Annotated in this window: 18 protein-coding genes; 9 read left to right on the top strand and 9 right to left on the bottom strand. The window is 74.2% G+C overall.

Annotated features, from left to right (window positions below; genetic code table 11):
* Positions 1 to 192 precede the first annotated feature (192 nt).
* The gene (locus ABZ478_RS30150) at positions 193 to 801 is read right to left on the bottom strand and encodes an ATP-binding protein (protein WP_359554089.1); all 609 of its coding nucleotides are present in this window, start codon (positions 799 to 801) and stop codon (positions 193 to 195) included.
* Positions 802 to 1,008: 207 nt separating this feature from the next.
* Complete coding sequence (locus tag ABZ478_RS30145; RefSeq protein WP_351660537.1) at positions 1,009 to 1,332, bottom strand: hypothetical protein; 324 nt, start codon at positions 1,330 to 1,332, stop codon at positions 1,009 to 1,011.
* Between the two features lie 379 nt (positions 1,333 to 1,711).
* Between ABZ478_RS30145 and ABZ478_RS30140 the strand changes: the two genes are divergently transcribed.
* Positions 1,712 to 2,836, top strand: coding sequence for a PLP-dependent cysteine synthase family protein (locus ABZ478_RS30140; protein ID WP_359554088.1), 1,125 nt, complete (start codon positions 1,712 to 1,714; stop codon positions 2,834 to 2,836).
* An 18-nt stretch (positions 2,837 to 2,854) separates the two neighbouring features.
* On the opposite strand, the gene ABZ478_RS30135 is transcribed toward ABZ478_RS30140, so the two are convergent.
* Entirely contained in the window at positions 2,855 to 3,685 is an 831-nt protein-coding gene (locus ABZ478_RS30135; RefSeq protein WP_359554087.1) for a DeoR/GlpR family DNA-binding transcription regulator, read from the bottom strand.
* Positions 3,686 to 3,991: 306 nt separating this feature from the next.
* Between ABZ478_RS30135 and ABZ478_RS30130 the strand changes: the two genes are divergently transcribed.
* Positions 3,992 to 6,322: a hypothetical protein gene (locus tag ABZ478_RS30130; protein WP_359554086.1), complete on the top strand. Its 2,331-nt coding sequence runs from the start codon at positions 3,992 to 3,994 to the stop codon at positions 6,320 to 6,322.
* A gap of 22 nt (positions 6,323 to 6,344) precedes the next feature.
* Here ABZ478_RS30130 and ABZ478_RS30125 read toward each other — a convergent pair whose 3' ends face one another.
* The 4 genes from ABZ478_RS30125 to ABZ478_RS30110 all read right to left on the bottom strand — a co-directional run bounded on the left by ABZ478_RS30125 (position 6,345) and on the right by ABZ478_RS30110 (position 10,961).
* Positions 6,345 to 8,786 (bottom strand): right-handed parallel beta-helix repeat-containing protein, encoded by a 2,442-nt coding sequence (locus ABZ478_RS30125; protein ID WP_359554084.1) that lies wholly within the window; start codon positions 8,784 to 8,786, stop codon positions 6,345 to 6,347.
* 110 nt (positions 8,787 to 8,896) lie between these two features.
* Positions 8,897 to 9,502, bottom strand: a complete 606-nt coding sequence (locus tag ABZ478_RS30120) for a hypothetical protein (RefSeq protein WP_359554082.1) — start codon at positions 9,500 to 9,502, stop codon at positions 8,897 to 8,899.
* A gap of 154 nt (positions 9,503 to 9,656) precedes the next feature.
* A complete protein-coding gene (locus ABZ478_RS30115) occupies positions 9,657 to 10,481 on the bottom strand; it encodes an MOSC N-terminal beta barrel domain-containing protein (protein ID WP_359554081.1) in 825 nt (274 codons plus the stop codon).
* 42 nt (positions 10,482 to 10,523) lie between these two features.
* Positions 10,524 to 10,961: a DUF6643 family protein gene (locus ABZ478_RS30110; protein ID WP_359554080.1), complete on the bottom strand. Its 438-nt coding sequence runs from the start codon at positions 10,959 to 10,961 to the stop codon at positions 10,524 to 10,526.
* 282 nt (positions 10,962 to 11,243) lie between these two features.
* Between ABZ478_RS30110 and ABZ478_RS30105 the strand changes: the two genes are divergently transcribed.
* Positions 11,244 to 12,536: a TerD family protein gene (locus ABZ478_RS30105; protein ID WP_359554078.1), complete on the top strand. Its 1,293-nt coding sequence runs from the start codon at positions 11,244 to 11,246 to the stop codon at positions 12,534 to 12,536.
* Between the two features lie 6 nt (positions 12,537 to 12,542).
* Here the strand turns inward: ABZ478_RS30105 and ABZ478_RS30100 are convergent, their stop codons facing one another.
* Entirely contained in the window at positions 12,543 to 13,718 is a 1,176-nt protein-coding gene (locus ABZ478_RS30100; RefSeq protein ID WP_359554076.1) for a glycosyltransferase, read from the bottom strand.
* 57 nt (positions 13,719 to 13,775) lie between these two features.
* On the opposite strand from ABZ478_RS30100, the gene ABZ478_RS30095 reads away from it, so the two are divergent.
* Positions 13,776 to 14,570, top strand: a complete 795-nt coding sequence (locus ABZ478_RS30095; RefSeq protein ID WP_359554074.1) for an aspartate/glutamate racemase family protein — start codon at positions 13,776 to 13,778, stop codon at positions 14,568 to 14,570.
* 93 nt (positions 14,571 to 14,663) lie between these two features.
* Positions 14,664 to 15,209, top strand: coding sequence for a hypothetical protein (locus ABZ478_RS30090; protein ID WP_358929250.1), 546 nt, complete (start codon positions 14,664 to 14,666; stop codon positions 15,207 to 15,209).
* 30 nt (positions 15,210 to 15,239) lie between these two features.
* On the opposite strand, the gene ABZ478_RS30085 is transcribed toward ABZ478_RS30090, so the two are convergent.
* Positions 15,240 to 16,205, bottom strand: a complete 966-nt coding sequence (locus tag ABZ478_RS30085; RefSeq protein WP_359554072.1) for an O-antigen ligase family protein — start codon at positions 16,203 to 16,205, stop codon at positions 15,240 to 15,242.
* Between the two features lie 314 nt (positions 16,206 to 16,519).
* Between ABZ478_RS30085 and lnt the strand changes: the two genes are divergently transcribed.
* The 4 genes from lnt (at position 16,520) to ABZ478_RS30065 (ending at position 21,581) form a co-directional block, all read left to right on the top strand.
* Positions 16,520 to 18,130, top strand: coding sequence for an apolipoprotein N-acyltransferase (lnt, locus tag ABZ478_RS30080; RefSeq protein WP_359554070.1), 1,611 nt, complete (start codon positions 16,520 to 16,522; stop codon positions 18,128 to 18,130).
* Between the two features lie 66 nt (positions 18,131 to 18,196).
* Positions 18,197 to 18,676, top strand: a complete 480-nt coding sequence (locus tag ABZ478_RS30075; RefSeq protein ID WP_359554068.1) for an NUDIX domain-containing protein — start codon at positions 18,197 to 18,199, stop codon at positions 18,674 to 18,676.
* 54 nt (positions 18,677 to 18,730) lie between these two features.
* Complete coding sequence (locus tag ABZ478_RS30070; protein ID WP_359554066.1) at positions 18,731 to 19,552, top strand: 3-hydroxybutyrate dehydrogenase; 822 nt, start codon at positions 18,731 to 18,733, stop codon at positions 19,550 to 19,552.
* A gap of 76 nt (positions 19,553 to 19,628) precedes the next feature.
* Positions 19,629 to 21,581, top strand: a complete 1,953-nt coding sequence (locus tag ABZ478_RS30065) for a helix-turn-helix domain-containing protein (protein WP_359554064.1) — start codon at positions 19,629 to 19,631, stop codon at positions 21,579 to 21,581.

Raw genomic sequence — 21,581 nt, 5'->3', positions numbered from 1 at the left:
GCGATCGCCGCGAAGTGAGCGGCGCACCCGGCGCGAGCGCCGTGAAGTCACGGGCCGGACGGTGCGCGGCAGGACAGGAAACCCGTTTCGCGTCCTGTCGCACCCCGCCACGGCACACGGGCGGGCGGGTCGGCGCGACCCGCCCCGTCCGTACGTCGTGGTGGCGTCACCCGTGGTGGCGTCACCGCCCGGTCAGCCGGGAACGGCCGACCGGGCGGGAGCGGATGCCACGGCCGAGGCATGCGCCACGGCGGGGGCGGGGGCGGGGGCGGGAGCCGCGGTGACCGGGGTGGGCGCCACCGGGGCCGGTCGCGCCTCCGTGAGCCGGGGCGCGGGCCGCCGCTCGGCCGCGGGCCGCGGCGAGCGGGCCGGCTGCCGGACCGCCGTGGACGGCGCGGGCAGGGTGAACCACACGACCTTGCCGTCGTCGCCCTCGGGGCGCGCCCCCCAGCTCTCGCTCATCGCGGCCACCATCACCAGGCCCCGTCCGCAGGTGGCCAGCGGAACGAGGTCCGGCGCCCCGGCGGGGTCGGCGACCACGGGAAGGCGCGGATCGTGGTCGCGCACCGAGACCGTGAGCCGGTCGACCAGCAGTTCCAGCTCGACGGTGCACGACTTGTCGGGCCGGGCGTGCCGGTGGACGTTGCTGAGCAGCTCGGTGACACCGAGCGCGGCCCGGTCGATCAACGGGTCCATATGCCAGTAGCGCAATTGCGCAGATACGATTCTGCGGACCTGGCCGATCCGCGACGGCAGGGCTTGGAGCTCCACCGTGCAGTGCCTGCTTGAGTGACTGATCACGGCTGCGACTCCCCGATGTGAGGTCCGGAGGAACCGGAGGAAACACGGAGAACAAACGGATCCAGCAGGGTGCTTGCGTCCAAACGTCCGCCTGCTGTGAGGGCCGGCGGGCTGGTTCGCAGCGTTATCGCCGGTAAACCCAGAGTGACGTGAGACCAGCGTGACGCAGCGGATGCGCTCCCGCAACTCGCCACCGTCGGTTGCCGGTCAGCCGCCGCGCCCGGCCGCGCGGCGCACCGCTTCGATGAACCGCCGTGCCGCGGGCGGCCCCGGCTCGCCCGGAGCGGGATCGTGCTCACCCAGCGTCAGCGAGTACCGCTTCCCGTTGAGGTCGGCGTGCGCCCGGTCCTCCGGGGCGAACCACGGCCTGGAGGCGCGCACCGCCTGCACCGGAGCGCTGTCGATCTCGCTGCCGTAACTGGTGAGCAACTCCACCCGGCCGTCGCTGATCCGGACCTGCCCGGCCCGGGTGAGCGAACGCAGCCGTTTGCCGATCCGCACGCCCTTGGCCGTGAACTCCGGCTCCGCCATGTCCTGCCGCCCCCTTGTGCGCGTCCTTCGCCGCGATGCCGGACCGCGTGGGTCCGGATCCGGCCCGTGTCCGGTCGTACCGGTCCGGGCCGGCGCGGTGCCGTGATCCAGTGTGCGCCGCTGTCCGGGACGATCGTCCCGTCCGGTGCAGTCTGCCCCGGCGAGGTCGGGAGCACCAGTGCGCAGGGGGCGCGCGCGAGGGGCGCCCGGAGCACTCGCGCCAATGCGCCCCGGGGCGCCTCGCGCGGCGGTGCCCCAGGGTCCCTTTGAGCGGCTCAAAGATACGTTTATGCAGGTGAGAAGAGGTGTGGAAGGTGCCTATGATGCGAAGTGCCGGCCGCCCGAGGCGCCGTCGCCGCTCAGCGTAAGGAGCCCCGCCGTGAGCACCACCCCACAGACCCGGACCGGCACCACCCTCGACGTCGACCGCAGCGACGCCACCTACCGCGGCTGGCTGAAAGAAGCCGTCCGCAAGGTCCAGGCCGACGCCAACCGCTCGGCGGACACGCACCTGCTGCGCTTCCCGCTGCCCGAGCGGTGGGGCATCGACCTGTACCTGAAGGACGAGTCGACGCACCCCACCGGCAGCCTCAAGCACCGGCTCGCCCGCTCCCTGTTCCTCTACGGCCTGTGCAATGGCTGGATCCGGCCGGACCGCCCGGTGATCGAGGCGTCCAGCGGCTCGACGGCCGTCTCCGAGGCGTACTTCGCCAAGCTGATCGGCGTGCCCTTCATCGCGGTCATGCCACGCACGACCAGCGCCGAGAAGTGCCGTCTGATCGAGTTCCACGGCGGGCAGTGCCACTTCGTGGACGACTCCCGGAAGATGTACGAGGAGTCCGCCCGCCTCGCGGTGGAGACCGGCGGCCACTACATGGACCAGTTCACCTACGCCGAGCGGGCCACCGACTGGCGCGGCAACAACAACATCGCCGAATCCATCTTCCGTCAGCTGGAGTTGGAGCGGTTTCCGGAGCCCGCCTGGATCGTCGCCACGGCCGGCACCGGCGGTACCTCGGCGACCCTGGCGCGCTACGTGCACTACATGCAGTACGACACCCGCATCTGTGTCGCCGACCCGGACAACTCCTGCTTCTTCGAGGGCTGGACCACCGGCGATCCGGACGTCACCTGTGACTGCGGCTCCCGGATCGAGGGCATCGGCCGGCCGCGCATGGAGCCGAGCTTCGTGCCCGGCGCCATCGACCGGATGATGAAGGTCCCGGACGCGGCCAGCGTGGCCGCCGTACGCGCCCTGGAGCGGACCATCGGCCGCAAGGCAGGCGGCTCGACGGGCACCGGCCTGTGGAGCGCGCTGAAGATCGTCTCCGAGATGGTGACCGAGGGCCGCACCGGCAGCGTCGTCACCCTGCTGTGCGACCCGGGGGACCGCTACCTGGACAAGTACTACTCCGACTCCTGGCTCGAGGAGCAGGGCCTGGACATCGTCCCCTACACGGCCGCGATCGAGTCGCTGCTGGCCACGGGCGTGTGGCCGGGCTGAGGGCCGGCCGACGCCCTGTCAGATTTCCTCGTCGTCCTCGGTCTCGCCCGCCACCACCAGCCGGTGCAGGTGTTCGGCGATCTCCGTGCGTGCCTCGGCGGGCAGACCCGCGTCGGTGACCAGCGTGTCCACCTGCGCCAGCCCGGCGAACGAACTCAGGCCCACCGTCCCCCACTTGGTGTGGTCGGCCACCACCACGACCCGGCGCGCCGACTGCACCAGCCGGCGGTTCGTCTCGGCCTCCGCGAGGTTCGGTGTGGACAGTCCGGCCTCCACCGATATCCCGTGCACGCCGAGGAAGAGCAGATCGAAGTGGAGCGCGGCGATCGCCTGGTCGGCCACCGGGCCCACCAGCGAGTCGGACGGGGTGCGCACCCCGCCGGTCAGCACCACCGTCGCCGCGCCCTGCCGCTGCCCGGAGGTGCCCTGCGCCGCGTGGAAGACGTCGGCGACCCGCACCGAGTTCGTCACCACGGTCAGGTCGGGCACCTCCAGCAGGTGCTGCGCGAGCGCGTAGGTCGTCGTACCGCCCGACAGGGCGATCGCCGTGCCCGGAGTGACCAGCCGGGCGGCGGACCGCGCGATGTCCTCCTTGGCGGACAGCTCCAGAGCCGACTTCGCCTCGAAACCCGGCTCGTGCGTGCTCGCCTCGACCACCGGGACCGCGCCGCCGTGCACCTTCTCCAGCATGCCCTGGCGGGCCAGCGCGTCCAGATCACGCCGTACGGTCATGTCGGACACGCCGAGCTTGCGGGTCAGTTCGTTGACCCGGACGCCGCCCCGGCGCCGGACCTCGTCCAGGATCAGGGCGCGACGCTGCTCCGCGAGGAGGTTCTGATTCTCACTCACGTACGCTCCGGTCCCTTCGTCGCGATCCGTCGTCCGACCCGCCCGCCGCACCGGCTCCGACCTGGAGGTCCAGCGGTCCCCGATGCACGGGCGTTCCATCTTTTCACGGGACGGCGGCGGTCGCGCCACCGCCTTTCCCGACGCGCGCATGTCATTGCGGTCGGGGCCCGGCACCGGGACCCGGGACCGTTGTCACACGGATCGGGGAGATTCCGTGACGAGAGGTGTACAAGGGCCGGGAAACGGAGAACCTGAAGCCCGCGTGGGCAGGTGTCCGGCAGACGCGTCACGGGGGAAGTGCTGACAGTGGAACGTGCGCAGGAACGCAGTCCCGGGCCGGAGACGGACGGCTCCGACTTACGGCCCGCACCGGCCGGTGCCGAGCTGGAACTCCTGGTGCACGGCGTCGGCGGCACCACACCCGAGAAGATGCTCGACGACCCCCGCACCGTCCGGATCACCGGCGACGACACGGCCGCGATCTTCCGGCGCGCCGCCGACGCCGGGAAACCGGCGGCCGCGGCCGGAACCCGCGGCGAACCGGTCCAGGAGGCGTACGTCTGGTGCAACCTCACGTCCGGTGACGGCACCCGCGCCCTCTGGCTCCTGCTGCTGCCCTTCATGGTGGTCAACCTCGCCCACTGGATGCGCCCCGCCGCCCACGGCCGCAGGCGCACCGTCCGGCTCTACGGCCTCCTCGTGCGGCTGGCCGCGCTCACCCTGACCGTGCTGCTCACGGCCGCCGCCTGTGAGGTCGCGCTCGACCTGGTCGCCTGGCAGTGCGCGGGCGTCACGGACTGCGCCCGCCGCCACACCTGGCTCGGCTTCCTCTCCCCTGCCGTGGCCGGCGACGCCTGGTGGACCCGGCCGGGCCGCCGCCTCGCGCTCGCCGCGCTGATCCCGGCCGTGCTGACCGCCCTGCTCTGGTACCTCTCGCACCGCACCTGGAACGCCTACGAGTCCCACCAGCCGATGTCCCGTGATCCCGAGCCGGAGACCGACGCGAGCGCACTGGCCCGGCCCGGCTTCTGGTACGGGCGCCGCCTGGTGGCCCGGCTGCGCGCCGCCCACACCGCGGCCGGCCTGCTCACGGTCGCCGCCGCCGTCGCCACGCCCACGGCCCGCTTCGACCACCGTCCCGGCGGGCCGGCCGCCCTGAACGTGCTCGGCTGGCTCCTCGCCGCGGCCCTGCTCGGCGGTGCGGCGGCCGTGGTGGCCGTCGTCTGCCGCCGCGGCCGCAGCGAGCGGTGCCCCGACCACCGGCTCGACCGCCACCTCGTCCGCCGCCTGCCGCTCGGCGCCCTCGTCCTGCTGCTGCTCACCCTCGTCCACGCCGGCTGGTCCCGCCCCGGCTGGCGGTCCGCCGGCCGGCTGCCCGGTGACGCGGCCTTCGGCGCCCTCATGCTGACCCAGGGACTCGTCGTCGTCGCCCTCGCCGTCGTCGCCCACGACCTCTACCGCCGGCGCCCCGACCCGCGCGCCGCGGGACACGGCCTCGGCGGGCCGGCGGTGGCGCTGCTCGCCTGCGCGCTGGGCGGCGTCATGTCCGGCGGCGTCGCACAGCGCGTCGCCGACTGGCTGGACGGCACCCGTGCCCTCCTCGACGGGCCGCCGGTACTGCTGACCTGGCAGGCCTCCGTCATCCCGCCGCTGCTGGCGGTGCTGCTGCTCCTCGCCGCCCACCTGGCCCGGCGCACCGCACGGCTCGCCCGCGCCGAGCGCGACCGGGTACGGCACGAGCATCCCGGCGAGCCCGAGGACCCGGCCCGCACCCGCCGTATCGCCCATGCGCGGGCCATGGCCACCCTCACCGACCGGGCACCGCTGGTCATCGGCGTGCTCTGCGCCACCACCCTGCTGCTGGGCGCCGCCGCGCTGGCGGGCGCCCTGGCCACCGGCAAGCCACCCGAAGGGGCGGCGCGGCGGACGTACGACGTCGTCCAGGCGGCCGCCGAGACCTCGCAGGCGCTGGGTTCCTGGCTGGTCGGAATAGGTTTCCTGCTGTTCGTCACGTGGGGCCGGCGCGCCTACCGGGACGCCTCCGCCCGGCGCACCATCGGCATTCTCTGGGACGTCGGCACCTTCTGGCCGCGCGCCGCCCACCCCTTCGCCCCGCCCTGCTACGCCGAGCGCGCGGTGCCGGACCTGACCTGGCGGATGGCGACCTGGACCGCGCGCACCGGCGGCCGGCTGGTGCTGTCCGGCCACTCCCAGGGCAGCGTGCTGGCCGCGTCCGCCGCCTGGCAGCTCAGCCCGTCGGCCCGCAAACGGGTGGCCCTGCTCACCTACGGCTCCCCGCTGGAGCGCCTCTACGGCCGCTGGTTCCCGGCCCACTTCGGCCCGCCCGCGCTGGCCGCACTGCACCGGGACGTCGCCTGCTGGCGCAACCTCCACCGCCCCACCGACCCCATCGGCGGCCCGGTCCGTCTCCCCGGCGACTGCGGCCCAGAGGTGGACCACGAACCCCTGCGCGACCCCCTCGCCTACGGCCGCACCCCCGAGCACCCGCTGCCGGCCCCGATCCTCGGCCACTCCGACTACCAGGCCGACCCGGCCTTCGCCCGCGAACGGGCCCGCCTCCTGACCCGCCTGCGACCCGGCCTGCCCACCCAGCGCCCCGACCACCCGGAACCGTGACGGTCCCGGCCGGACGCTCCGGTCAGGGCAGCTCGGGCAGGTCCTCGCCGTACAGCAGGGTCAGGTCGTCGGTGCTGGGGTCGGCGAGCTGGGCGACACGGCTCGCGTGCCGTTCCACCATCGCCTCGAACGTCTGACGCGCGGTACGGCCGTTGCCGAAAGCGGCACCCTTGGGGATCGCCGTGAAGTACTTCAGCAGCGACTCGGACGCGCCCGGAGTCAGCCGGTACTCGTGCTCGTCGGCCTGCTGCTCCACGATCCTGAGCAGCTCGTCGGCGCCGTAGTCACCGAAGGTGATGGTCCGTGAGAACCGGGAAGCGACACCGGGGTTGACGGAGAGGAAGCGCTCCATCTCGGCCGTGTAGCCGGCGACGATCACCACCACCGCGTCCCGGTGGTCCTCCATCAGCTTCACCAGCGTGTCGATGGCCTCCTTGCCGAAGTCGCGCCCGGCGTCCTCCGGGGAGAGCGCGTACGCCTCGTCGATGAACAGCACACCGCCGCGCGCCCGCTGGAACGCCTCCTGGGTGCGGATCGCCGTCGAGCCGATGTGCTCACCGACCAGGTCCACCCGGGACACCTCGACCAGATGGCCCTTCTCCAGCACGCCGAGGGAGGCGAGGATCTCGCCGTACAGCCGGGCCACCGTCGTCTTGCCCGTGCCGGGGGAGCCGGTGAAGACCAGGTGCCGTTTGACCGAGGCCGCCTTCAGGCCCGCCTGCTGCCGGCGCCGGCCCACCTCGATCATGTCGGTCAGCGCGCGGACCTCCCGCTTGACGCTCTCCAGGCCCACCAGTGCGTCCAGTTCACCGAGGACGGCCTTCGGGGGCCGGACCGGCTGCTCGGGCCCGACCGCGGCGACGGCCGGTTCCGCGTCCAGGACGCGCTGGCCGGGGATGGCTCCGAGCAGGCCCGCGGAGGAGGGGGTCGCCGACTGCCCGGCCGTCTCGCGCGGTGCCGGCGGCCGGAGACCGCCGCTCTCGTCGCTGGTGCAGTCCTCCACCACCGGACCCGTCCCGGAGCCCGTGTCCGGCCCGGCGTCCGCGAACTCGAATCCACCGCGCGCGCACCGCTCCGTGCGGCACTTGCGCAGCGTCGTGCGGCATCCGTCGATCACGTGGAAGCCGTAGCCGCCGCTGCCGACGACCCGGCAGTCCACGAAGGTGCCCCGGCCGCCCGCGGACACGTAGAAGCCCGCCTCGGCGGGGGAGTCGACCGTGCACCGCTCGACGGTGGGGTCGGCGCCCTTGGTGACGATCACACCGGTCTGGGTGCCGTCCAGGGTGCAGTTGCCGAGGTTGCCGCCGCTGCCGTGGTCGCGGAACCAGGCACCGGTGGCCGCGTCCCGGATCCGGCAGTCGTCGAGCTGCGCGGTCGCGCCGTCGCTCACCGACACCGCCGTGTTGCGCACCTGGTACAGATCGCTGTCCACCACGTCCGCGCGTGAGCCGCGGTCCAGCACGAACAGCGCGTCCGGCACGTCGTGCACCCGGCAGGCGTCGAGCACCGCGGTGGCGCCGTCGCTCACCCACACCGCCGGATAGTCACCGGTGCTGTCGAAGATCTCGCACTGGTTGGCGTCGACCCGGGTGCCCGGGTCCCACACCGACAGCCCGTTGCGGCCGAACTGACGGACCGTCGTCCGGGTCAGCGTGAGCACCGAGCGGGAGCGCAGGTCGATCGCGTTCTCCGGGACGTCGTGGATCCGGCAGTCGGCGAGCGTGAGTACCGCGTCCGTGTCCAGCGTGACGCCGTCGGCCGTGGTGCGGTGCAGATCGCAGTCGGTGAGATGAGCCGTGGCCCGCCCGGTGACCTGCACCCCGGAGCCCCGGACCTCGTACACCTCGCAACCGACCGCCTCCAGCGCCGAGTCGTCCCCGGTCGCGGTCAGCCCGTTGCCGGCGGCGTGGTGCACCCGGCAGCGCTCCAGCCGGGGATGGGCGCCGCCATGGACCGAGACCCCCGCCTGCCCCGCCGCGACGACCTCGCACTCCTCGAACACCCCGCCCGCGCCGTCGAGTACGGCGATGCCGATACCGGCCGGGTTGTCGACGGTGCAGCGGCGCACGGTCGGGCGCGCCCCGCCCCGCACCTCGATGCCCGCGGCGGACCGGGTGACGATCCGCACGTCCCTCAGCTCGGGCGTGCCCTCCTCCACCAGCAGGGCGGGCGCCGCCGCGTCCTGGCCCTCCACATGCAGGTCCTGTACGACCGCCGAGGCCCGCACGGTCAGCGGGACACCGTCCGCCGGCGCGATCCGCACCGAGCCCGGGGCGCCCTCGGGACCCCGCAGGGTCACCGGCCGCCGCACGACCAGGTTCTCCCGGTAGGTGCCGGGAGCGATGGTGAGGACGTCGCCGTCGGCGGCGGCCTCCAGGGCTGCGGCGAGCGAAGCGTACTCACCCGTGCGGCGACGCCACCGCGAAGTTCCGCTGTGCGTCACCTGGACCGTGCCCTGTGCCATGGCGTTGCCGTGCCCCCACCTCGTAGTACGCGGGTTTGGTGCCGAATGCGAGTCGGCCGCTCCACCGTAGCGTGCGCGCGGGTGGTGGGATGACCAGAGCCGCAAGGCCGTCAGCTGCCGGTGCCCGCCTTGCCCCAGTCCGGACCCGCCCGGTCCCAGGCCCGGTCCCAGCGCGCGTAGCGGCGGCGGACCATGCGCCACACGATCAGCCGCCGGGCGCACTCGACCAGGCCCGCGGTCAGCAACGCGGCGCCCAGACCCGCGAGTACGGCGTGCGTCGTCGCGGTGGGGGAGTCCAGCGGGCGTGTCGTCACACGGCCGTACCGGTCCGTCCAGAGTCCGAAACGGTCGCCCGGACGCGGTGATCTGAGCTTCGCCAGCGCGGGTCCGCGCCGGTGGCCGCCGTCGGGCGCCGTCCAATCGGCGAGGACCCGGCTGTGGGCGTCCCCCACGGCGCTGGTGTCGGGGTCGGTCTCCACCGGGGCGCCGCCGAGTCTTCGCACCACGGTCGCCATGACGAGGTGGCGTTCGTGCTGCTGCTCCCGCGCGGAGCGCTGCAGGGAGTCCTGGGCCGTCACCCCGACCAGTGTGCCGGTCACCGGTGCGGCCACGGCGATCAGCACCAGTGCCACGAGGGCGACCCAGGCCTCGGTCATATCGGTCGCCCGGCGCAGCGGATTGCGCCGCCAGCGCCACAGGCCTGCGATGGCCCGCACGTTCCCCACCCCCTTCCGCTCCCCGGCGGTCCCCCGAGGAGCCACACACCCCCGGGCCCGGGCCGGGAGCGAGTGACCTCGCTTCCGGCCCGGGCCGTTCACGCATTTCTCATGGTGTCCCAACGACCGGGCCCCGCGCCGGGGTTCCCACGAGTCACGACGACACCCGTACCGGGTCGCCCACCCGGATGGTGCCGGGCCCGAGCGGCACCAGGTTCTGGCCGAACAGCAGCCTGCCGCCGGTCTTGCGGTGCCGGGCCAGGGTGTGCAGGGGCTCGCGGCCGCGCCGGGCGGTGTCCTGGTCGGTCGTGGTCACCACGCAGCGGGCGCAGGCCTTGGCGACCCGGAAGGCCACTTCGCCGATGGAGAGGCCGGACCAGTCGTCCTCCGCCCACGGCTCGGTGCCCTCGACGACCACGCTCGGCCGGAAGCGGTTCATCGGCAGCGGACCCTCGGCGGCGTGATCGCCCCGCGCCATCAGTTCGTTCAGGGCGTCGAGGGAGGCGACGGTGGTGACCAGCAGGGGATAGCCGTCGGCGAAGCTCACCGTCTCGCCCGGCCGAGCGTGCCGAGGGTCCAGCGGGCGGCGGGAGGCCGGATCGTCCATGTGGACCAGTCGGACACCGGCGCCCAGATGGCCGGAACACCACGCGTGAGCGGAGCCGGACGCCGGGACCGCCGCCACCTTCGCGCCGAAGATGTTCACCGGCACGGTGGCGGCCGGTTCCGGGACCGCGACCTCCAGCGGTTCACGTCCGGGCGCCGACAGGCGAATGCCGCCGCCGGGCATGGGCTCGGCGGCGGCAAGCGCGAGACGCGGCTGCTCGCGTTGTGTGACGACCTTTCCCCCGTCGTCGATCAGCGTCCAGCGTCGGTCCCCGGCCAGCCCCCAGGGCTCCACCACGGCCTCCCGGGGCGAGACGCCCCGGAACGCCTTGACCGGATGGACGTGGATCGACCGCAGTCGTGCGTTCCCCATGCGGCCATCGTGCCAGGTGGCAGCGGCGGCCGGGGCCGCAGGTCAGTAGCCGCGGTACTGCTGGTTGTTGTACGGATCCTGGTAGGGAGCCGGCGCGGGCCGCGGGGCGGCCGGGCGCATCGCCTCGTACCCCGTGCCGCCGGCCATCGGGCGCTGCTGCTGCGGCGCCTGCGGGCCCGGATAACCGCGCGGCGCGCTCGCCTGCTGCGGGATGTACGCCGTGGGCGCCTGCTGCAGCGGGGCGGGCTGCGGCGCCTGCGGGTAGCCGTAGGCGGGGGCCTGGTACGAAGGGCCCGCCGGGAGGGCGGGCAGCGCCGACGGCAGCGCGGGCAGGTGGCTGCCCGTGTCGTACGCGGCGGGGACCCGGATCGGGGCGATCTGCGGGGTACCCCGCTCGGCCACGAGGGAGTCGTAGATCGGAGTGTCCGGGAAGGAGGCGGAGTAGTAGCCGCCGCCATAAGTGGAGCGGGGGGAGGTCATGGCACATAAGTTAAGCCCACGATGTGCTGGTTGGGGAGACCGATAAGAGGGTTGTTTTCCGTGTCGGCAGTGACGTGGGATCCCCAATACGAGCGAACTCGGCAAAAAAGGACGCCGATCCGGGTTTGGATCGTGTAAAAGCCGAGCTCCTGGCGGGTTACCGGCGGTTGACCGGCGATCTTCCTGCGCTCCGCATGTGCGTTCGCCGCCGCCGGGAATAGGTTGGGCGGGCAGCGATCACCCGGGGCGTCCGGGAACGGCCGGGACGCACACCGACACGCGATGGGGGCGGACATGACAATGTCGAAAGGATCGAATGCGCCGGTGCCGACCACGGCCCTCCGCGTCGAATTGGGCTGGCGCCCGGGACCCCAGGTGCCCGACGCGGACGCCTCGGCGCTGCTGCTCGCGGCCGGAAAGGTCCGCACCGACGGGGACTTCGTCTTCTACAACCAGCCGGCGCACACCTCCGGCGCGGTCCGGCACGAGGGCAAGCGGACCACCGGTGAGCGGGTCACCGACACCCTGCTCGTCGATCTCGCGCGCGTGGAGAGCGGGGTCGACCGGATCGTCCTCGCGGCCTCGGCCGACGGCGGGACGTTCGGGCAGGTCCCCGGCCTCTACATCGAGGTGACCGAGGACGGCGGCGGCGCGGTGGTCGCCCGCTTCGACAGCCCCGGCGCGACCTCCGAGACCGCCTTCCTGCTCGGCGAGTTGTACCGGCGCCAGGGCGGCTGGAAGTTCCGCGCCGTCGGCCAGGGCTACAGCAGCGGACTCGAGGGACTGGCAACGGACTTCGGTATCACCGTCGACGAACCGCGGCAGCACACCGCGCCGCACTCGCCGGCCACGCCGCCGCCCCCGGCCGCCCCGCCCCTCGTGACCATGCCCCCGCCGGTCACCGCGCCGGTCCCGCTGCCACCGCCCCCGGCCGCCGCCGCGCCGGTCCGACTCTCCAAGGTCACCCTCACCAAGGCCGCCCCCTCCGTCTCGCTGGCCAAGCAGGGCGGCACCTCCGGGGCCATGCGGGTCAACCTGAACTGGAAGGTGCGGGGGCAGTTCCCGGGGCGGCGCGGCCGATGGGGCGGCGGCCAGGGCGACGTGGACCTCGACCTGTGCGCCCTGTACGAACTCGCCGACGGGCGCAAGGGCGTCGTACAGGCCCTCGGCAACGCCTTCGGATCGCTGAACCGTCCGCCCTACATCCACCTGGACGGCGACGACCGCACCGGCGCGGTGGCCGACGGCGAGAACCTGACCGTCAACCTCGACCACAAGCAGGACTTCCGGCGCGTCCTCGTCTTCGTCACCATCTACGAGGGCGCCGCCTCCTTCACCGACCTGCACGCCACGGTCACCCTCCAGCCCCAGCACGGCGCCCCGATCGACTTCTCCCTGGACGAGTGCACGGTCCCGTCCACGGTCTGCGCGCTCGCCCTGATCACCAACACGGGCGGCGACCTCGTCGTCCAGCGCGAGGCGCGGTACCTGGTGCCCGACCGTGGGGTGAGCCCGCAGCGGACCGTGGACCGCGCCTACGGCTGGGGCATGAACTGGACACCCGGCCGCAAGTGAGCCGGGTCAGCCCTCGTCGGGCCGCACCTCTGGGCGCGCGTACGTGCGGCCCTTCCAGGCCGCACCCCGCCCCCGGTAGTGCTGCACGGCCGAGTCCACCGTCATGAGGAGATAGAGGAGAGCGGTGAACGGCAGCAGCGGCGCGAGCCACAGCGGCTGCCGGTAGTAACGGAGCATGGGCAGGTACGTTCCCGCCATCACCGCCCACGCGAGCGCGCCCGCCGCCGCCGTGGCCGCGCTGCCGGCGGCCGCCCCCGTCAGCACGGCGGCGGGCGGCACCAGGTACACCAGGGCGAGCCCGGCGACCGTGCCGAGCAGCAGCGCCGGGCTGTGCCGCAACTGGGCGTAGGCGCTGCGCGAGACCATCCGCCACAGGTCGTGCAGCCGCGGATAGGGCCGCACGCTGTCCACCCGGTCGGCCAGACCCAGCCAGACATGACCGCCGGCGCGCTTCACCGCGCGCGCGAGAGCGACGTCGTCGATGACGGCGTGCCGGATGACGTCCGGGATGCCCGCCCGCTCCGCCATGTCCGCGCGCAGCAGCACGCAGCCGCCCGCCGCCGCCGCCGTACGCGATCCCCGCCGGCCGATCCGGCGGAACGGATAGAGCTGCGCGAAGAAGTAGACGAACGCCGGCACCACGAGCCGCTCCCACAGGCTCTCCACCCGCAGCCGCGCCATCTGCGACACCACGTCGAAGCCGCCGGTTCGGGCCGCCGCCACCAGTTCCCGCAGGCTGTCCGGCGCGTGCGCGATGTCGGCGTCCGTCAGGAGCAGGTACTCGGGGTCACGCGCGCGTGCGAGGGCGATGCCGTGGCGCACCGCCCAGAGCTTGCCCGTCCAGCCCGCCGGCGGCTCACCGGGGGAGTCCACCGTCAGCGGCAGTCCTCCGTGCCGGCGGGACAGCTCGCGGGCCAGCTCCCCGGTGCCGTCCGTGCTCCCGTCGTCCACGAGGACGATCCCGGCGCGCCCCGGATAGTCCTGGGCGAGCAGCGACGGCAGACTCGCGGGCAGCACCGCGGCCTCGTCCCGGGCCGGCACCACGACGCACACCGACGGCCAGTCACCGAAAGCTCGGCGCGGTGGCAGCCGGACGTCCGTGCGCCAGAAGAAGCCCTGGCACAGCAGCAGCCAGCACCAGGCGGCGAGGGAGACGACGGCGATCCACACGAGGGCGCTCACGGGCGCAGTCTGCCCCACCCGGCCGGCCGATCGGAGCCCATCGTCTATCGTGGCCGGGTGAAGATCGCGCTCATGGACTCCGGAATCGGCCTGCTGGCGGCCACCGCCGCGGTACGGCGCCTGCGGCCCGACGCGGATCTCGTCCTCTCCCTCGACCCCGACGGCATGCCCTGGGGGCCGCGCACCACCGAGGACCTCACCACACGGGCCCTGGCCGTCGCCGACGCCGCCGCGGCCCACCGGCCCGACGCCCTGATCATCGGCTGCAACACCGCCACCGTGCACGCGCTGCCCGCCGTCCGTGCCCGGCTGGAGCCCGGCATCCCGGTGATCGGCACGGTCCCGGCGATCAAGCCGGCCGTCGCCGGCGGCGGCCCGGTCGCCATCTGGGCCACGCCCGCCACCACCGGCAGCCCCTACCAGCGCGGCCTCATCCAGGAGTTCGCCGGCGGCGTCCGGGTCACCGAGGTGCCCTGCTGGGGGCTGGCGGAGGCCGTGGAGCACGCGGACGAGGCGGCCATCGACACCGCCGTCGCCGCCGCGGCCGCGCTGACCCCGGACGACGTCACGACCGTCGTCCTGGGCTGCACCCACTACGAGCTGGTGGCGGACCGCATCCGCGCCGCCCTACGCGACGGAAGCGCCACCCCGCTCGCCCTGCACGGCTCCGCCGGGGCGGTCGCCGCCCAGGCCCTGCGCCGCCTCGGCGAAAAGGCCGCTCCCGAGGCTCCGGCCGAGGGCACGCTGACGGTGCTGCTGAGCGGCCGCGAGGGCGCGCTGCCCGCGGCCGCGCTGCTCTACCCGGAGGGACGGCTGCTGCCGTCCGCCGGCCCGCTAGCCGACCGGCACTGACCCGGGACGGCCGCGGCCGGTGTCCGGGCCGCCCGGAGGGGTCACCCGCCGCGCGCGCTACCCGCGCACCGAAACCTGGGTAACCTCGTATCCATGAGCGAGCACCGCCACGCCGAGGACGCCTCGCACCCCGACGTCTGGACCGGACGCGCCACCAACCGGGTCCAGTGGCTGCTGGCGCTGGTGGGCGCCGCCTGCATGGCGCTGGGCGTCGAACTGGCCGTGGAGTCCGCCTGGACCTCCGGCGTCGCCGCGCTGGCCATGTCCGTCGTCGGCTGCATCGCGGCCGGCCTGCTGGTCCTCTTCGGGACGCTGGCCTTCGTGCACGTCGACCTGAAACTCGAGAAGGACTGCCTCGAGGTGCGCTGCGGCCACATCGGAGTGCCGCGCCGCCGCATCCCGCTCTCCGAGGTCGCCGGAGCCGACTTCGCCGCCCTCGTCACCCCCTGCAACTGGGGCGGCTGGGGCTACCGCTGGCGCCCCGAGAAGGGCACCGCGGTCGTCGTCCGCCGCGGCGAGGGCATCGTGCTCCGGCTGTGGGACGGCCACACCTTCACGATCACCGTGGACAACGCGGAGTCCGCGGTCCGCGTCATCAGAGCCCGGCTGCGGGCGATCACACCGGGCACCACCAGCTGACACACGGCCGGCTCCGCCCGTACGGATGCGCTACGGCTCCGTGCCGTCCCCGGCCCACGGCCGTGCCGTCGCCCACCCCGCCAGCAGACCGGCGCCCGCCGTGACCGTGGTGAAGCTGAGCGCGTCGCCGACCGCGGCGAGCCCGGCGAGCGCGGTCAGTGCCGCGCCCGCGGTGAGGACCACCGGGGTGGAGCGCGGGGAGCGCCACAGGGCGTGCAGAATCCAGCCGTGCACGGCGACCAGCAGCAGCACCCCGATCAGACCCTGCTCGGCCGCCTGCTGAAGCGGGGCCGAGTGCGGTCTGCCGTCGGCCGGTGCTCCCGGCGGCCCGACCGCACCGACCTCGCCGAAGCGCCCGGGGCCGACACCGAGCAGGGTGTCGTGGCCGGCCAGCCGCAGGGCGTCCCGCCACAGCCCGAGCCGGCTCGCGGTGAACCGGTCCCGCAGGGCCTCGGTGAGACCGGCGGGCAGCGCGTCCGCCGCCACCGCCCAGACCGCCGCCGCGGGTACGGCCGCCACGAGGGCCAGCCCGGCGACACCGGCGCCCCGGCGGGGCATCGCGCCCGCCGCGAGCGAGCACAGCAGAACGGCCGCGCCGACCGCGCAGCCGACGGCCGACCCCGTCGCGGCGCCGGTCAGCGCGATACCGGCGGCCAGCAGCCGCAGTCCGAGCCGGGTCGGCGGCCGGCGCGCCGACCAGGCGGCACAGCAGGCCGCTCCGGCCGCCAGCGCCAGCAGCGCGGCGGTGGCACCGGCGTGCCCCAGCGGGACGGCGTACCGGGAGCCGGGGGAGAGGCCGGGCATCACCAGCGGCAGGGCCGCTCCCACGACCGCACCGGCCGCCGGCGCGGCCACCGGCAGCAGCGACCCGGAGATCCGCCCCGCGGCGTAGCCCGCGGCCAGGGCGAGCACCGCGAGCAGCACGCCCTCGGGCCGCCCCTCATGAGCGGCCGCCGTGATCAGCGACCAGGCGGCACACGCCCCGAGGAGGATCATGCCCACCCCGTCAGAAACGTTTCGTCCGGCCTGCCGGCAGTCGGCGCCGGCCACACCGGCCACGGATCCCATTCCCGTCGACCCCACCCCGTAGCCCCTCGTACCCAGGTCCCAGGTCCCCCGACCTGTGGCGGTCCCCCGGCGGCGCGCACCGGACCGGCCGCACCGCTGAGGCTGGGCACACGTTAACGGCTGACGGCCGATTTGTGGACGAGTCGCGCGGCAACACGTGACCGGCGACGGGACGCCGGAGGCGGCCGGGACGTCCTGGACGGCGCTGTCGGCATCGAGGGCGGCCGCCGTACACTCCCCGGGTGACCGTCACCGCAACTTCCGTGGACCAGTCCGACCAGCTCAGGCCGCCCTCCGCGCACACCGCGCGCGGCAGCCGGCTGCTCCGTCTGCTCCCGGCCGCCGCCTCCGCCCTGTGCGGAGCGCTGCTCTACGTCAGCTTCCCGCCGCGCCCCCTGTGGTGGCTGGCCCTGCCCGCCTTCGCCGGCTTCGCCTGGGTGCTGCGCGGCCGTGGCTGGAAGGCGGCCCTCGGCCTCGGCTACCTCTTCGGACTCGGCTTTCTGCTGCCGTTGCTGGTGTGGACGGGCGTGGAGGTCGGTCCCGGGCCCTGGCTCGCCCTCGTCGCCATCGAGGCGGTCTTCGTGGCCCTGGTCGGCGTCGGTGTCGCGGCGGTGTCGAGACTGCCGGCCTGGCCGGTGTGGGCGGCCGCCCTGTGGATCGCCGGCGAGGCGGTACGCGCGCGTGTGCCCTTCCGCGGCTTCCCCTGGGGCAAGATCGCCTTCGGCCAGGCGGACGGCGTCTTCCTGCCGCTCGCCGCGGTGGGCGGCACCCCGGTGCTCGGCTTCGCCGTCGTCCTGTGCGGTTTCGGTCTGTACGAGGCGGGGCGTCTGGTCGCCGAGCGGCGCCGCACCCGGACCCTGCGGCGCGGGGCGGCGGCCGCCGCCCTGCTGAGCGTCGCCGTCCCGGTGGCCGCAGCGGTCGCCGCCCGGCCGCTGGTGAGCGACAAGGCGCAGGACGGCACCGCGACCATCGCGGTCATCCAGGGCAACGTCCCCCGCTCCGGTCTGGAGTTCAGCGCCCAGCGCCGGGCCGTGCTCGACCACCACGCGCGCGAGACCCTCAAGCTCGCCGCCGACATCAAGGCGGGCAAGGCGGCGAAGCCCGACTACGTGCTGTGGCCGGAGAACTCCTCCGACATCGACCCCTTCACCAACCCGGACGCGGCCGCCGTCATCAACGAGGCGGCCAGGGCCGTCGGGGTGCCGATCTCGGTCGGCGGTGTCGTGGAGAAGGACGGCAGGCTGCTCAACGAGCAGATCCTGTGGGACCCGGTCAAGGGGCCGACCCAGACCTACGACAAGCGGCAGGTGCAGCCGTTCGGCGAGTACCTTCCGCTGCGCGGCCTGGTCGGCGCGATCAACAAGGACTGGACCGGCATGGTACGCCAGGACTTCAGCCGGGGCAGCGAGCCGGGCGTCTTCGACTTCGGCGGCGCCAGGGTCGGCCTCGCCACCTGCTACGAGGCCGCCTTCGACTGGGCGGTCCGGGACACCGTCACACACGGCGCGGAGATGATCTCGGTGCCGAGCAACAACGCCACCTTCGACCGCAGCGAGATGACCTACCAGCAGCTCGCCATGTCCCGGGTCCGCGCCGTCGAGCACAGCCGGACCGTGACCGTGCCGGTCACCAGCGGCGTCAGCGCGATCATCATGCCGGACGGCAGGATCACCCAGAAGACCGGCATGTTCGTGCCCGCGTACCTGGTGCAGAAGGTGCCGCTGCGCACTTCCGAGACGCCCGCGACCCGGCTCGGCATCCTGCCGGAGATCGCCCTGGTGCTGGTCGCCGCCGGCGGACTCGGCTGGGCGATCGGCTCCGGTGTGCGCGCCCGGCGCGCCGGTGGCGCGTAGCCGTACGACGGCCGTACGCCGTCTGACATGCGGGGGAGCCGTGGACCGGCCCGTTAGGGTCGGTCCATGGCTACTCCTGACTTCATCCGCACTCTCCGGGCCAGCGCCGGTCAGCAGCTGCTGTGGCTCCCCGGGGTCACCGCGATCGTCTTCGACGACGACGGCAGAGTGCTGCTGGGCCGGCGGTCCGACACCCGCAAGTGGTCGGTGATCGGGGGCATCCCGGACCCGGGCGAGCAACCCGCGGCCTGCGCGGTGCGGGAGGTGTTCGAGGAGACGGCGGTGACGTGCGTCCCCGAGCGGGTCGTCCTCGTCCAGGCCCTGGAGCCGGTCACCTACACCAACGGGGACGTCTGCCAGTACATGGACATCACCTTCCGCTGCCGTGCCGTGGGCGGCGAGGCCCGGGTCAACGACGACGAGTCGCTGGAGGTGGGCTGGTTCACGGTGGACGCGCTGCCGGACCTGAACGAGTTCGGGCTCTTCCGGATCAAGCAGGCCATGTCCGAGGCACCCACATGGTTCGACCCTATGACGGTTGGCTGAAGTGTGGGTGGTGACCACATGTGGTGAGGTGTGGGCCCCGCCTATCGTCGGCTCATGACCACGTCCAGCCCGCCACCGGCCGCCCAGCCCCCAGCCCCGCACCACTCCCTCGACCTGGGCGGCCGCACCGCCCTCGTCACCGGCGCCGCCAGCGGCATCGGGCGCGCCTGCGCGCTGCGGCTCGCCGCCGCCGGCGCCGAGGTGAGAGCCGTCGACCGGGACGCGGCGGGCCTCGCCGAGCTGGCGGAACTCGCCCTGCGGGCCGGTGACCTCTCGGGCACGGTCGTACCCCACACCCTGGACCTCACCGACCTCGACGCCGCCGAGCGCGTCGCCGCCGGCACCGACGTCCTGGTCAACAACGCCGGACTGCAACTGGTCCGTCCTCTGGAGCAGTTCCCGCCCGAGGTCTTCCACACCGTGCTGACCGTGATGCTGGAGGCACCGTTCCGGCTCATCCGGGGCGCCCTGCCGCACATGTACGAGCAAGGGTGGGGGCGGATCGTCAACGTGTCCTCCGTGCACGGACTGCGCGCCTCGGCCTTCAAGTCCGCCTACGTGGCGGCCAAGCACGGCCTCGAAGGCCTGTCCAAGACGGCCGCGCTGGAAGGCGCCCCGCACGGGGTGACGTCCAACTGCGTGAACCCCGCCTATGTGCGCACCCCCCTGGTCGAGAAGCAGATCGCCGACCAGGCGCAGGCCCACGGCATCCCCGAGGAACGCGTCCTGTCCGAGATCCTCCTGAAGGACAGCGCCGTCCAGCGGCTCATCGAACCCGAGGAGGTGGCCGACGCCGTGGCCTACCTGTGCGGCCCCCAGGCCTCCTTCGTCACCGGCACCTCCCTCGTCCTCGATGGCGGGTGGACGGCCCACTGAGCGGGCCGGCGCCGCCGGGCCCGGGAGTTTTCCACAGGCCCGGCAGGCCGGGCCGCCGATGCGGAATCCTGTGACCATGTCTCGCGATCACGTCCAGCCGGCCGGACCCCCCGCCTCCGAGGGCGCCACGGGGGCGCCCGACGACGGCGCGGGCGCCCCGTACCTCGAGCTGCTGGCCCGCGACGCCCCGGTGGAGGCCTACGAGCAGCCGGTGCTGCTCGCCCGCGCCGGGGGACAGCCGGCCGACCGGGTCGCCGCGCTGGAACGGGCCAAGCTGCTCGCCCTGCGGGTCCGCTCCGAACTGGAGGGGCGCCGCCGCCGCGAGGCCGAACTGTCGGCGCTGTTCGAGACGGCGCACGACCTGGCCGGCCTCCGGGACCTGGACGCCGTCCTGCAGGCCATCGTGCAGCGCGCCCGGTCCCTGCTGAGCACGGACGTGGCCTACCTCAGCCTCAACGACCCGGCACGCGGCGACACCTACATGCGCGTGACCGAGGGCTCCGTGGCCGCCCGCTTCCAGCAGCTGCGCCTCGGCATGGGCGAGGGACTCGGCGGACTGGTCGCCCAGACCGCGCGGCCGTACGTCACCGACGACTACTTCAAGGACGCCCGCTTCCAGCACACCCGCGCCATCGACGCCGGCGTCGAGGACGAGGGCCTGATCGCCATCCTCGGCGTACCGCTGATGCTCGGCCCCAACGTCATCGGCGTCCTCTTCGCCGCCGACCGGCGCGCCCGCGTCTTCGAACGCGGGCAGATCGCCCTGCTCGGCTCCTTCGCCGCGCTCGCCGCGGCCGCCATCGACACCGCCAACCTGCTCACCGAGACCCGCTCGGCGCTGGCCGGTCTGGAGCGGGCCAACGAGATCATCCGGGACCGCAGCGCGGTCATCGAGCGCGCCTCCGAGGTGCACGACCGGCTCGCCGAACTGGTGCTGCGCGGCGGCGGGGTCCACGACGTGGCCGCGGCCGTCTCCCAGGTCATCGACGGCACGGTCGAGTTCACCGAGGCAGGCACGGCTCCGGCCGGGGCCCTGAAGGCGTCGAGGACCGAGGGGCACGCGGTACGGCACCAGGGCGACTGGATCGCCGCGGTGGCCGCGGGCGGCGAACTCCTCGGCGCGCTCGTGCTGCGCGGCCACCCGGACCTCGACCCGGTGGACCAGCGCACCCTGGAACGCGCGGCGATGGTCACCTCGCTGCTCCTGCTGGCCCGCCGCTCCGCCGCCGAGGCCGAACACCGGGTGCGGGGCGAACTGCTGGACGACCTCCTGGACGCCCGCGACCGCGATCCGCGCCTGCTGCGCGAACGCGCCGCCCGGCTGCACGCCGACCTGGACGCCACCCATGTCGTCCTCGCCGCCCGGCTCGACGGGCCGGCCGCCGACGCGGACGAGGAGGCCGCCGCCCGGCGGCGCCTGTGGTCCGCCGCCTCCCACCTCGCCGCCACCCGGCACGGCCTGGCCGCCGTCCGGGACGGCGGCACGGTCCTGCTGCTCCCGCTCGCCGCCGGTGACAGCGCCACGGAGCTGGCCCGCCGGACCGCCCGCCACCTCGGCACGGCGGTCCACCAGCCCGTCACCGTCGGCGCCTCCGCCCCGGTCACCGATCTCACCGTGCACCACGACACCGTGGCCGGCGCCTACGCCGAGGGGCGCCGCTGCCTGGACGCGCTGCGCCTGCTGGGCCGGGGCGGCGACGGCGCGGCGGCCGAGGACTTCGGCTTCCTCGGCCTGCTCCTGGCCGGCGACCGGGACGTGGGCGGCTTCGTCGGCCGCACCGTCGGCCCCGTCGTCGACTACGACGAGCGCCGCGGCACGGAGCTGCTGCACACCCTGGACGCCTACTTCGCCTGCGGAATGAGCCCGGCCCGCACCAAGGACGCCCTCCACGTGCACGTGAACACGGTCGCCCAGCGGCTGGAGCGGGTGGGCCGGCTGCTGGGCGAGGACTGGCAGACACCGGCCCGCGCCCTGGAGATCCAGCTCGCCCTGCGGCTGCACCGGCTGGCGACCCCGGAACGGCACTGA

The sequence above is a fragment of the Streptomyces sp. NPDC005706 genome (genome assembly GCF_040631045.1).
Lineage (GTDB): Bacteria > Actinomycetota > Actinomycetes > Streptomycetales > Streptomycetaceae > Streptomyces.
This window is presented reverse-complemented; position numbering and strand designations above follow the sequence as displayed.

Coding starts and splice junctions, on each gene's coding strand:
- ABZ478_RS30145 (WP_351660537.1), bottom strand. CDS start 1,332: ATGGCGGAGCCGGAGTTCACGGCCAAGGGCGTGCGGATCGGCAAACGG.
- ABZ478_RS30125 (WP_359554084.1), bottom strand. CDS start 8,786: ATGGCACAGGGCACGGTCCAGGTGACGCACAGCGGAACTTCGCGGTGG.
- ABZ478_RS30115 (WP_359554081.1), bottom strand. CDS start 10,481: ATGGGGAACGCACGACTGCGGTCGATCCACGTCCATCCGGTCAAGGCG.
- ABZ478_RS30110 (WP_359554080.1), bottom strand. CDS start 10,961: ATGACCTCCCCCCGCTCCACTTATGGCGGCGGCTACTACTCCGCCTCC.
- ABZ478_RS30105 (WP_359554078.1), top strand. CDS start 11,244: ATGGGGGCGGACATGACAATGTCGAAAGGATCGAATGCGCCGGTGCCG.
- ABZ478_RS30090 (WP_358929250.1), top strand. CDS start 14,664: ATGAGCGAGCACCGCCACGCCGAGGACGCCTCGCACCCCGACGTCTGG.
- ABZ478_RS30085 (WP_359554072.1), bottom strand. CDS start 16,205: ATGATCCTCCTCGGGGCGTGTGCCGCCTGGTCGCTGATCACGGCGGCC.
- ABZ478_RS30075 (WP_359554068.1), top strand. CDS start 18,197: ATGGCTACTCCTGACTTCATCCGCACTCTCCGGGCCAGCGCCGGTCAG.
- ABZ478_RS30070 (WP_359554066.1), top strand. CDS start 18,731: ATGACCACGTCCAGCCCGCCACCGGCCGCCCAGCCCCCAGCCCCGCAC.
- ABZ478_RS30065 (WP_359554064.1), top strand. CDS start 19,629: ATGTCTCGCGATCACGTCCAGCCGGCCGGACCCCCCGCCTCCGAGGGC.